This window comes from Clostridium zeae (assembly GCF_017312485.1).
In the GTDB taxonomy this organism is placed as follows: domain Bacteria; phylum Bacillota; class Clostridia; order Clostridiales; family Clostridiaceae; genus Clostridium_AR; species Clostridium_AR zeae.
Genome location: NZ_BMBA01000002.1, coordinates 672,635 through 685,944 on the forward strand (window position 1 = coordinate 672,635; position 13,310 = coordinate 685,944).

At 31.7% G+C, this 13,310-nt stretch carries 9 protein-coding genes, 1 pseudogene and 1 riboswitch; of the genes and pseudogenes, 2 read left to right on the forward strand and 8 right to left on the reverse strand.

Annotation, left to right across the window (positions count from 1 at the left end; translation table 11 throughout):
* Positions 1-417, forward strand: a pseudogene (locus J3477_RS12465) (hypothetical protein); the annotation flags it as partial.
* A 32-nt stretch (positions 418-449) separates the two neighbouring features.
* Here J3477_RS12465 and J3477_RS12470 read toward each other — a convergent pair.
* The 8 genes from J3477_RS12470 to J3477_RS12505 form a co-directional block, all read right to left on the reverse strand.
* Complete coding sequence (locus J3477_RS12470; RefSeq protein WP_206870276.1) at positions 450-1,544, reverse strand: GerAB/ArcD/ProY family transporter; 1,095 nt, start codon at positions 1,542-1,544, stop codon at positions 450-452.
* A complete protein-coding gene (locus J3477_RS12475) occupies positions 1,525-2,739 on the reverse strand; it encodes a Ger(x)C family spore germination protein (RefSeq protein WP_206870277.1) in 1,215 nt (404 codons plus the stop codon). Before J3477_RS12475 ends, J3477_RS12470 begins: the two co-directional genes overlap by 20 nt.
* Positions 2,740-2,774: 35 nt before the next feature.
* A complete protein-coding gene (locus J3477_RS12480; protein WP_206870278.1) occupies positions 2,775-4,286 on the reverse strand; it encodes a spore germination protein in 1,512 nt (503 codons plus the stop codon).
* A gap of 247 nt (positions 4,287-4,533) precedes the next feature.
* Entirely contained in the window at positions 4,534-5,442 is a 909-nt protein-coding gene (locus J3477_RS12485; protein WP_206870279.1) for a tRNA 2-thiocytidine biosynthesis TtcA family protein, read from the reverse strand.
* Between the two features lie 67 nt (positions 5,443-5,509).
* Positions 5,510-7,318 (reverse strand): DUF2264 domain-containing protein, encoded by a 1,809-nt coding sequence (locus J3477_RS12490; protein ID WP_206870280.1) that lies wholly within the window; start codon positions 7,316-7,318, stop codon positions 5,510-5,512.
* A 168-nt stretch (positions 7,319-7,486) separates the two neighbouring features.
* Positions 7,487-8,710, reverse strand: coding sequence for a homoserine dehydrogenase (locus J3477_RS12495; protein ID WP_206870281.1), 1,224 nt, complete (start codon positions 8,708-8,710; stop codon positions 7,487-7,489).
* A gap of 17 nt (positions 8,711-8,727) precedes the next feature.
* Complete coding sequence (locus J3477_RS12500; protein ID WP_206870282.1) at positions 8,728-9,591, reverse strand: homoserine O-acetyltransferase/O-succinyltransferase family protein; 864 nt, start codon at positions 9,589-9,591, stop codon at positions 8,728-8,730.
* A 293-nt stretch (positions 9,592-9,884) separates the two neighbouring features.
* A riboswitch (SAM riboswitch) is annotated at positions 9,885-9,995 on the reverse strand.
* A 151-nt stretch (positions 9,996-10,146) separates the two neighbouring features.
* Entirely contained in the window at positions 10,147-12,135 is a 1,989-nt protein-coding gene (locus tag J3477_RS12505; RefSeq protein ID WP_206870283.1) for an APC family permease, read from the reverse strand.
* 527 nt (positions 12,136-12,662) lie between these two features.
* Between J3477_RS12505 and cobC the strand changes: the two genes are divergently transcribed.
* A complete protein-coding gene (gene cobC, locus J3477_RS12510; protein ID WP_206870284.1) occupies positions 12,663-13,274 on the forward strand; it encodes an alpha-ribazole phosphatase in 612 nt (203 codons plus the stop codon).
* Positions 13,275-13,310 lie beyond the last annotated feature (36 nt).

Genomic DNA, 13,310 nt, shown 5'->3' on the forward strand with positions numbered 1-13,310 from the left:
ACTGGAGCTTCTGGTCTAGGTTTAGTTGCTTTTGGATATTTCTTCAACAATATAGGTGGAGTAGTAAATCCTGGTTCTCCAGTTGCTTTCAATGGATCAGTTCAAAACGGTTTGGGATTTACACCTATTTCAACCTTTGTATCAATCGTGACTTCAGGATTATACGAAGCTAGATTCATAATTATAGCTGCAGATGATAATCTTCAAAGTATAGCCCTTAGAATTAATGGTACTCTGATAGTTTCGACAACAGTTTATTCTACCCCTAATGATACCAATCTTATTATAGGGCAGGCTATAATTCCACTGTCAACTTCAGAGACAGTAGAATTAATTAATAACTCAGAAACCCCAATAATATTAAATTCAATTAACTCTGTATCTGCATCATTGATTTTGACTAAATTAGATAGTTAATAAATATAAAAAAATCGCTAAAGCAGCAATCTTTAGCGATTTTTTTGCGTTCTTCTTCTCAGAATCATTATGATTGCTAAAACTATAGGTAACCCTACACCTAAAATCACAGATACCGGCGTCCATATATTAGCCAGAAATTCGATATAGTCATTATGATCCCTTCCTAGATAATTAGTAATAAAGACACAAATTATAGATAATGGTATCAATATCATTGGATCTTTTTTCACTCTTGTTGATTGCTTGAAACTATACATTGAACAATAAAGCATCACAACCGACTGCACAAAAAGCCCCCAAACAAAAAAACTAACCATTATTAATTCATATCTAGGCAAATACTGTGTTAATTCAGCACTTCTTACTTGTTGCATGCAAACTACTACAAATTGTTTCATTACATCAGCACCAAGAACTCCTGTCTCAAAAACTGGCCATATTATTACACTAATTATACCTAGCAGGGTACCCCCTAATGTTATCTTGTTGATATTTTTCTTATTATTGAGTATCGGATATATAATCAGTATTGATAATATAATCATTGATATATCAAGAAAAACATAAGGACTAGCTGTAACATTGGCTATTATCCCCCTATCAAATAGGGGCTGCAAATTCTGAACTCTAAAATCTCTAAAGGTTCCAAGAATCATAGTTATATTTATTAACATTGTCATTATAAATCCGAAAAAGGAAAATCTAATTATTACTTCTATTCCTAGCCATGCACCATATGTACACAATGCTATGTATACTATACATAGCATTAAAAATGGAGTTTGTGGAAGCAGATATTCTTTCAGATGCAACATAAGAACATTTGAAGATATGGTGAAAGCTACTGCAAAATATATTCCTAATATTATACCAAGAAGGTATGAAGACCTAGGTCCAATAGCCTTTTTTGTAAATTGTACTATGCCATCTTCACCAAGTCTAATTGCTATTAAACTAGTTAGCATAACAATTAAGGTTCCTATCATAAAGCCTATAAGCATAGAAGTCCACACATCTCCTCCTACCTTCCTTACCACTATGCCAGAAGTTATACCTATAGCCTTTCCATAAATAAGATTAGGAATCATAAAAAAATACTGCAACCTACTTATCTTTACCTTCAACCTTTTCTCCTCCATTTATCTTTTCATTCTGTATCGGGATTTGGAATAAAGAACTAGAATCTACATTTATTTTGGCCTCTACTTTTACTGAAGCCTTTCTAAACTTTTCCCCCCATTTATATTTCAAATTTTTATCCCATTGCTCCTTATTTTGTATATGAACAATCCTACCAAAAGCAACAACATCGCTATCGAATTCTGTTTGAAGCTTTTTTATCGCATCTTCAGTATCACCTTTAATTTTTGCTTCTATTAAATTTTCTACTTCTTTTTTAAATATATCAATTGATACATTTGATACTTCATCTTGTTCCGTAATCTCACCTACGGCATTAATATTTATAGCAATCTGAGGGGTATCATCAACAATTGTAGATTTAATTTTTGTTTTAATATCATGAAGCTCAACAGTAACTCTTTTATTGTTTAACAAAATTACGGGTAAAGCAACTGATAATATAGAACTTTTAACTTTTTCTCTTACAAAATTTATTCCTCTAGTTTCATCTGGAGTTAAGAAACCTACTAGTTTATCATCTTTTAATACACCAGCTCCTACTAACTCTACTTGAGTATCTTTTTTAGAAGTATTGGTAACCATATTCAATTGAGATATGATTGGTTGTTGCGAATCACTTTTATAATCCCTAAAGATCGTCAACATATCAGATTTAATGCTCTTTGCAGGCAACTCACCATACTTATATAGTCTAGCTAAAGATAACGCCGGAATACTTTCCATACCAGTCTTTGCTTCAATATAAGGTCTTGCTTCTCCTTTAACTACTGCTACCCATGTTTTCATTCTTAATTCACTATTGTGTGTGAAAAAATCTATGACTGGAGTTATACTATCTCTTGCAAGATCCTCTCCAATTACTATGATATTATTGTGGGCCCACATAATCCTTCTTGATGACATCTTTGCAACATTTCTTATTGCATCAAAAATCGTCTTACCAGTAGCTGTTCCCACCCATACCGGTTCACTACTTGCTCCTTTATTCCCTCCACCAGCTTCATTAGGCTTTGCCACTTGCACTGTTACTGAAAACTCATCTTCATCTTTTTTATCTACACCAACAGCCATAACTAACCCCAACTCATTGATTTCTCTCATATCCCAGCAACCCTGAAAAAGTGTTGCAGTTATACATATCTCCAAAATCGCACATAATCCTCTAAGTTTCTTCATATGTAATCACCACTTTCTAAACCGCATATACAAAATCAACTTTTTGGCTTCTCAGGTTTGTTTCCTTCTGCTGACTGCCTATAACTCTCCTTTGCTCCATAAACAGAAGAACGTTTTTTCATGGCCCATAAAGGCGCTTTAAACAACATATCCCTTCTACCTCTAGAAACTACTGGATCTAACGTCCCTAAGAACTGCACACCGAATGATCTTAGTGATAATAAGTGAAGCGTTATAAAGATACCTGAGCCTAAGAACCCTAAAATTCCAAAGATTCCAGTACAAATAAGAATTAAAAATCTCGTTAATCGTAAGGAATAGGAAGCACTGTAAGCAGGTATTGCAAATGAACTTATTGCCGAGCCTGCTACCATAATAACAAGTAGTGGTCCTACTAATCCTGCGTTAACTGCAGCTTCTCCAATTACAAGAGCTCCAACAATGCCTACAGCCTGACCTATCGGTTTAGGCATACGTAATCCTGCTTCTCTCATAAGTTCAAACATAAATTCCATAAATAATGCTTCCAGAATTGACGGAAAAGGCACCCCTTCCCTAGAAGAAGCAATATTCAAAGCCAATGGTGTAGGTAACATCTCTTGATGGAAAGAAACTAACATAACATATATAGATGAAAGTGTCATCGACATAATCAATGCAAATACTCTTAGCCATCTTAAAAAGGTTGCTATTTGAAATCTCTCGTAATAATCATCTGACGCCTGAAAAAACTGCCAAAACACAACAGGTAATATTAAAACAAAAGGACTGTTGTCAACAATTATAATTATTTTTCCTTCTAATATTGAAGCACATGCTTTATCTGGTCTTTCAGTTACTTCAATCTGAGGAAACAAAGAAAAAGATGAATCTTCTATCATTTCCTCTATATATGCACTGTCCAAAACAGCATCTATATCAATTCTATTTAACCTATCATTTAATTCTTTTAATACATCTTTATTTACAATTGAATCTATATAAGCTAAAGCAATATCAGTTTTAGTTCTTTTCCCTATTTTTAATGAGTCAAATCGCAAATCATAATCTCTTATCCTTCTTCTAATTAATGCAGTATTAGCTCTAATGCTTTCTATAAAACTATCTTTAGCACCTCTTATACTTGCTTCATTACTTGGTTCAGCTATACTTCTCATCTGAAATCCACGTGTTGATATAATCATACCCTGATCTATAGTATCTATAAAAACAATAGTGTCTCCTGCTAATAAGCCATCGAGGAGCTTCTCAAAATCCTTTGATGTAGTAACTGATTTAGATATAATTCCTTTACTTATCAATTGGTCTAATGCATTATTTTCTTGCGGATTTATGTTTTCGTTTTTTCTCGACATAAGTGGTCTTAGTAGAATATCGTCTATCTCTTTGGCACCAACTAACCCATCTATATAAACAGCCAACGCATTTTTATCCCCAAACATAGGTATAGTAAACTCCCTATACATTACATCTCCACTACCACCAAGCTTGCCTTTTATGAAATTTATATTATTGTCCAATTGAGTTGCTACTACTCTATTTTCCATTTATAAGCATCTCCTAATTGCACTGCGAAATATACAATTGTAATTATATCCAATAAGGATATTAGTTATACTAAATCAAATTTAGCAAAAAGAAAGAAGCCACTGAAAAATGGCTTCCTTAAATCTTATGTCTATGCAAGATTATTATCCCACTATCTTTTAATTGTATTACTATAAAAACAAGTAATATTAACATAATATTTTTTATAATCACCGGAACTTTATATTGTATATTCAGTATATATAATTAATCTTCTTCACTTTCATAATCAGACACTCTTTCTGGATTTATATAATCATCATATTCTTCCAAATAAGAATGCTTCACGCCATCTTTTTCCCATCCTATTATAGAATTCATGTTTACATTCTTTGCTGCATTAAATATAGACTTTTCTACATCTTTGAAATCTTTTTTCAAGTTTTCTATCATTTCTTTTATTTCATATCTCTTATTTCCAACCTTCTTTGCAGCAACCATACAAGCACAGTTAAGCGGCCATATTCCCGCATTCTGAGTGAATCTTTTTATATATGTTTCTTCCACGTAATACATCGGTCTTATTAGCTCCATACCTTCAAAGTTATCAGACTTTAATTTTGGAAGCATCGTCTTAAAACTTGCTCCATAAAGTATGTTTAGCATTGTAGTTTCAATTACATCATTGTAATGATGCCCTAGGGCAAGCTTATTGCAGCCTAATTGCTTTGCTCTATTGTAAAGTGCTCCTCTTCTCATTTTTGCACACATATAGCATGGATAATCCTGTGCTATCTTATCTACTATATCAAATATACCTGACTCAAAAATTGTTATTGGTATATTAAGATGTTCGCAGTTACTTATAAGCAATTCTTTTATTTGAGGATGATATCCAGGATCCATAACAATAAATTCCAGTTCAAAATTCATCTGCCCATGTCTTTTAAGCTCTTGAAAAAGCTTTGCCATAAGCATAGAATCCTTACCGCCTGATATGGCTACAGCTATCTTGTCTCCTTCTTCTATCATCTTAAAATCTTTAATTGCCCTTACAAACTTTGACCATATATTTTTCTTATAAGTCTTTCTAAGACTTCTTTCTATCTCATCAAGTGACTTTCGTTCATTAAATGGAACAACTATCTCGCATCCATTTCCAGCTATACCGCTCATATGTTCACCTCATTATAATATTTTGTACAAAATATTATAACACCATTTATCATTGTTTTTCAATTTCTTATAACTTTATACTAGTAACTGAATCGTTGTAAAATACTTCCACTACATCTTTACTAATTGATATAGAAGGCTTATTTTTCCACAATTCTTGAAAAGCATTATCATAAGGATGTGCTAGCACAGCTGAGCCAAAAATGTACTCACCTTCCTCTATAGTTGCATATAATCCTGGAATTTTCATCTTACTTGGATATAATATATTTGAATTTGGAGGAGTGTACTTACTTAAAACATCTCTATTATTAAGCAAATCCACTAATGCTGATCTTCCATTATCTCCGTTACAAATAACATACTCTCCTTCTTTACAATGATCTTGTATCTCTGAAGCTACTACTGGAAATCCACCTTCAACAACATCAAGCTTTCTTTCTGTATTTACTATATGAAGTCTTACGTGCCACTGTCCTAAAGCAATTAGCCATGTTTTTATCTTAACATTTTCCCATGGATGCCACTCTGAAAAAATAGTATTTCCTTCTATTTTTACCTGATCACATCTACGTCTCGTTCTATAATAATTGTCTCTTTCGCTTAGAGCTAAAGCAGAATCAAATGCAAACTTATCAAGGCTATAATTATCTTTTGAAATATTAAACCCAAAATGATTGGAATACGCAAACTTTGTGTATTTTTCCTGAGTATAGTTGGGTTGGAAATCCGCATATTGCCCTGAAGTCAAGCAGAATACATGTTTTGATCCTTCATCATGATTTAATATCATAAACGCTGGTTTAATAGAGTGTATTTCATCAAGTCTCGGCAAAGTTTCTTCTTTCACTATCCAAAATTCATCTTCTTTTTTTAATGCTAATATCAAAAAACTCTTAAATGCCCAATAAGGAGATCCTGGTGCATTATACTCCTCAGCCATAGATATGTTTCCATACCCATATCCAATGGTTAATAATCCTTCATCTGAAAGTATAGGTTGCTTTATCCACCACCTTAGGTGTCTTAATATTATTCCCTTCATTACACCTAAGGAATAAGGCCTCAAGTCTGCATAAACCATAGCACTCCAAAAAGCACACTGCGCAAATCTATAAGTTAAACTTCTTCCAAAAGGAAGTGCTTTTCCTTCTTTATCGAACCAGTAAATAAAATCTTTGGCAAAGATATATGCTCTTCTCTTAAATATTTTAGCTCTCTCAGAATCCTCACTCTTCATAGCTTTAGCATATATAAGACCATAAAAATGCATTGCGAAGGATATATAGTAATCTCTTTGATTAGTTAACCCATCTGAATACCATCCATCTCCTATATAAAACTCTTCTATTCTTTGCAAGCTTTCTTCTAAAATCTTTTTATTAAATTTCCATCCTACTTTCTTTAACCCTATAGAAACAAGTATTCTAAAAAAGTGCCAATTATTATCAGGAACTTCTTTTTGTATCTCTATACTAAGCCAATTTAAAAAATTTGCCTTCTCTTCTTCATTGAAATAATCTAATAGTTTGTCACCAGACATTATCAGTCCTACTCCATAAACGGCCATTTCAACTAACTTTTGAGAATAGTCTTTAACCTCTCCCCAATATTCCTTATGATTAGGATTAGTACCATTTTTAATGCCTTCAATAAAGTAGCTTAGTTCTTTTAACTCTTCTCCACTTGCCAGACTAAAAAACACCGCCCATAAAGGTCTTGAAAAAGCTTCAAAACCAGCTACTTTTTTACCATAGTGAGCTTCTGTAACTCCAAAATTTAAATATGCTTTTCCTTCTGAAAACTTATTCATCATAGGTTGTAAAAATTCTTCTGTCAATTTTACTAAATCAGATTTATTTTCTATAGCGACCATAAAGACCTCCATCTCCTTTTAGACACCCTTTTTTTGATGTAGGATTCCACTTTTAAATTATAGAATTGTCTCAGTTATTTACAATGCTACTTTTTTTAGATTTGCAGTTCTTTTTCAATATAATTTTCTAAAGAATAAAAAAGTCAACTATATTCAGTTGACTTTTCACTAGCTTACTTTCAGTATTCTTTTTACATTGTTCACATAGGATAGTTTCCTTAGTAAAACTAAACCTTCTTCAATCTCACCTTCTGTATATCCATCAACTAATAAGCCTATCTCATTATCAAATATATCAATAAACTCAGCAGCCAAAAATCTACCATTTAATTCTTTAATAAGATTCTCCTTATTATCTGTATGAATTCTAATAAGACTTTGAACCTTTTCTTTTAAATTTGACTCTATATTAATTTTTTCTTCTGAGAAACTATTTATTACAATACTATTTTTATTTAAAGCTAGATCAATAATATCTCCATATACAGCTGAAGCTGTAGGAAGCATACCAGCTCCACTACCTTTAAAGACTAATTCACCAACAGCATCTCCACTGACAATAACTGAATTAACTTCATTGTTTACTCTGTAAAAATCTGATTCACTGTCTATCAGAACAGGTTTTACAGAAGCAAAAATCTTGTTTTCTTCCTTTTTGCTATAAGATAATAACTTTATCTTACAGTTTGCTTTCTTTGCATATGCAAAGTCCTTACTATCAATAGATGTTATCCCCTCAACCTCTATATCCTTCCAAAAAACTCGCTTTTTAAAAGCCAAAGTTGAAAGTATAGCAAGCTTTCTAGCTGCATCGTACCCTAACACATCTGAATCTGGATTTGCTTCGGCAAAGCCTAGCACTTGTGCTTCTCTAAGAGCTTCTTCGTATTCGACGCCTTCTTCATACATTTTAGAAAGTATGAAATTAGTAGTCCCATTTATTATACCTTTTACACTTCTAATATCATTACCGCTTAAGGATTCAGTAAGTGGTTTTATAATTGGTATTCCTCCTGCAACTGAAGCTTCAAACTTTAATGAAGCTCCATTATCCTTAGCTAATTCGAAGAGCTCATCACCGTATTCTGCAATCAAATCCTTATTAGCAGTAACAACATGCTTTCCAAGTCCTAAAGCTTTTTTTACGTATTGGTACGCTGGATTAATTCCACCAATTACCTCTACGAGTATATCCCACTCCTTAGAAAAGACTTCCTCAAAATTATCTGTTATCTTATCATTTAATTTTTTCATAATATGCTTTTCTTTATGTTTTACTAATATTGTTTCAACTTGGATTTCAGCTTCTCCATCTCTATTTTTGTTTTTTTCAATTAATTCTATTAGTCCTGTTCCAACCACACCATACCCTAATACTGCTATTTTTTTCATATAAGCCTCCCTTTTCATTAAGATCCTACTATAGAATTTTTAAGCCAGTTATCATATAACCTTATTCCATCCTCTTTCCAGCTTTCAATTATGTCATTACAGGGATTATTTTTTACAAAATAATTTTTTGGTATATTTATTGGTAACCCCTTGTTCAAATCTCTAAAATACTCATTTTTTAAAGTTTCCTTATGATATTCACAATGACCTAATATATACAAAGAATTGTCATCAATTATTACATACTCTCCTGCTTCATCTGATCTTGCAATAACCTTTAAAGCCTTGCAAGCTTCTACATCAGCACTTACTAGTTTTGTATGTCTAGAATGAGGAGCAAAAAGATTATTGCTTATACTTTCTAAAATCCAGTGGTTTTCTAATTTATTATGGTCAAATATTCCAAAGACCTTATTATCACAAAGTTCTTTACGAATTCCATGATAATGATTTAATGCCGCTTGAGCTCCCCAACATATAAATATGGATTTTTTATTACTTTTCTTAGCAAAGTCAAGTATTTCATTTAATTCATCTATATAGGATACTTCTTGAAAATCTAACTTTTCTACAGGTGCTCCTGTTACAATTAAACAATCCAATTCATTTTTTATATCGTTAAAAGCTTCGTAATTTTCGACTAAATATTCTTTTGGAACAGACTTGCATTCGTGTGTAACAAGCCTTATAAACTTAACCTCCATATTTAAAGAAGTTCTAGATAGCAATTCTAAAAGCTGCCTTTCTGTTTCATACTTATTTGGCATTAAATTTAGAATTCCTATTTTAGGTAAGTTCTTTTCAACTCTGTCTATTACAATATTTTTATTATATTTTATTAAATCTGCTCCCATTAATTTCGATTTACAGTATATAGTCATACCTAGCTTACCTCCTCAAATTTAAAATCTATATAAAATCGCTGTTGTATATTTAAAAGTTAATAATAAAAAAGACTACCTAATATGATTTTTAAAAAATCATAGGCAGTCTTCTATCAGAAAATAATCCGTTATTGATGTAACACTTCGGATTAAAACTTCATAGTTTCCAAACGAACTAGTACATCTCTAAAACTATCTCTATAAAAAAATAAAAACTATTTTTCTATAGAGATAGAGAAATAGCTTAAAAAACATTGCAAATATACAATTCCAATGTGTTTAGCATATATCTATTATCTCTCAGGAATATAATCCTGCAGGATTTAGCACAATTCTAGCTAATGACTGCTAGCTGTTGCTAGGCTTCAAAGGGCCAGTCCCTCCACCGTTCTTGATAAAAGACCTAACTATTCAATTATGTTTGCTCTAATTATACAAGAAAAGTCTATATGTTCAAATATCCAATTAGGATAATAGGAGTGAAACCGCAAGACTATAACTCTGATTTTCTCCTATTATCTCTATTTTTTATCACTTTTCTCTTTTTTTCTATTAATTGCTTTCTTTACTATTCTTATCAGTTTGCTCAGTTTTTTCACTTTCACACTTTTTTTCTTGAGCTTTTTCTGCATCTCTGCACTTAAAACATTCTTTATCAGTATACTCTTCTAATACTTTTTCCATGTTTTCAGTATCATAATCATCTTCTATAATAAACGGAACAGATATAACAGCTATGTTCCTTCTCTTAAGTAATGTACTTCTTAAGAACATTGCAGTTTGGTTATGCAGTGCATTTCCCCACCATTTTTCTGCATTAAACTGAGGTATAACAACAGTAACCATATCTTTTTTACTTTGTCTGAAGTTGCCATTTTCAATAAAATCAACTAATGGATTAACAACTTCTCTATAATCAACTTCTCTAACTATAAGAGGAATTCCCATTTCATATTTATCCCATTTTTCTTTAAGCTTAGCTGTTTCCTCTTCATCAGTAGATGCATGGAAAGCAGTTATATCATCAGATAAACACTTTGCATAGTTTATTGTTTTTACAACAGCCTCATTTAAAGCTCCTACTGGAACGATAAATCTTTTAGCAGCATTACTATTAAATACTGGGAAGTAGTTATTATCTAAACTTAATTGTCTAGCCACTTTAGCGTAATGTCTTCTTATTCTTTTCATAAGAAGCATTAATGATGGGATAAGTATTATAACTACCCATGCTCCATGCTTAAACTTAACTATAGATATCACGATCAAAGTTATAAATGTTATTGTAGCTCCTAAACCATTTATAAAAGCTTTATGCTTCCAACCTGGTGCTTTTGTTCTTACCCATCTCATTACCATACCACTTTGAGATAAAGTAAAGGATATAAATACTCCAATAGCATATAGAGGTAACATTAAGTGATTTTCACCCTTAAATACAATAACCAATATAGCTGCTGCAACTGCAAGTAATATTATACCATTTGAGAAGCTTAACCTATCTCCTCTTTTAGCGAACTGTCTTGGTGCAAATCCATCCTTAGCTATAAAAGAAAGCAATAATGGAAAATCTGAAAAAGCTGTATTTGCAGCCATTATAAGGATCAAAGTAGTTGCAAATTGCATTACGAAGAACAATAAACTATTTTGTCCAAAAACTTGGCCAGCAATTTGGGATATAACTGTTCTATCTCCACCTGCTGTTGTATGATAAATAGTTGAAAGGTATGATACACCTCCAAATATAATCACAACTATTAGGAATAATAAGCTTAGAACTCTTTTTGCATTCTTAGTTGCAGGTGCCTTGAAGTTAGCAACTCCATCACTAACTGCTTCGATACCTGTAAGAGCTGTACAACCTGCTGCGAAAGCTCTTAAGAATAAGAATAGTGTCATATCTCCAATTGTATTTTGCATTTGTGCTACTTGAGCTGTTTCAACAGGAACATATCCATATATAAGATACTTAATAACACCAACTGCTATCATTAATAAACTAATAAACAAAAAGAAGTATGTAGGCACACTGAATAACTTAGCTGATTCCCTAACTCCTCTTAAATTTCCAACAGTCATTATAGTTATTATAAGTAAAGTTAACGGAACTCTAAATTCTAAAAGTGCTGGAAAAGCTGAAGTAATTGCTGCAACTCCAGCAGTGGAACTTACTGCCACAGTCAATATGTAATCAGTGGTTAGTGATGCACCAGCTAATAAACTTGGTGTTACACCTAAGTTCTCTCTCGAAACAATATATGAACCCCCACCTTTAGGGTAGCTATCGATAGTTTGTCTATAAGAAAAAATCAAGATACACAACAATGCAATTATTGCCGCAGTAACATATATTAAGTACTTGTATGAAAGTATACCCATTACTGGAATGAGCACTATTAGTATTTCTTCACAAGCATATGCGACTGAAGAAATTGCATCAGATGATAGTATTGGAAGACCTCTGAATACACTAAACTTTTCATGTGTGATTTGTGATGATTTTAAGGGCTCACCAATTACCTTTCTTTTTATCTTTTCCATAAGAATCCTCTCCCGAAAATATTTCTAAATAATTAATGGAACAATTTTGTATTATATCAGTGTGTGCTATAAGCTTCAAATTCTTTAAATTGATTTAAATTCATAATATATTAACATATTGTAAGATGTGATGATTCTATTTATGCTAATTACCTATTTATAGTCGAAAACCGTCCAATATAGCCAAATTTAGCATGTACTATTTTTTTGTATTTTCATAATTTTATATCAAATAATCTTATTTAAGTTATAATATACTATTTGCAGACACATTTTTTAATAGATGTAAACATTTAACCAATTGATATCAGCTAGTTGTACTTTTTCCCATACTTATTATATAATTAAATAATTAATAAAAGCAGCCCATTTATAAAATAATAACATTAATTTAATTTTCTTTTTGTATATGAAGTATAATTAAGATTAAGTGTCTTTATTTTATGTTAAATATTAGAATTTATTTATCTTAATATTATATAACATAGTTTTATGATCTTATTTCATAAAAAAGAGGTGATACAGATATGATTATTTATTTAATAAGGCATGGCCAAACAGAATGGAATCAGAGCTTTAGATATCAAGGAAGTAAAGATGAGGAATTAAATTCTAAAGGACTAGACCAAGCTAATAATATTGCTGAAACTTTAAAAAATTGTGCTATTAGCAAAATATATTCGAGCCCTTTAAAAAGAGCTCTAAAAACTTCAGAACCTCTTGCTAACAAGCTTAGCATTAATGTGGATATTATAAATGAATTTAAAGAGATCAATCTTGGTAAGTGGGAAGGGAAAACCTGGGATGAAATAAAAATTGAGTATAAAGAATTTTTAGAAACTTGGTCTAAAGATATTGCTGGTATTGCTCCCCCTGAGGGTGAATCTTACCTAGAGCTTAAAGAACGAGTTTTTAATGCACTCTATTCTCTTTTACCTAACAATAATAGTAATATAGCCATGGTATCTCACGGTGCAGTTATTAAAGTAATTTTATGCACTATTTTACAAATACCTCTTCAAAACAGAGCCGCACTAGACATTCCAAACGGAAGTATAGCCGTGATAGAATATCTTGAAGACAAAAATTCCTTTAGAGTATTAGCTGTAAATTCAAACTTTAACTTTGCTGAAAATTAGAAATATTTCAATATAAATTCTTTTTCACCCCATCTT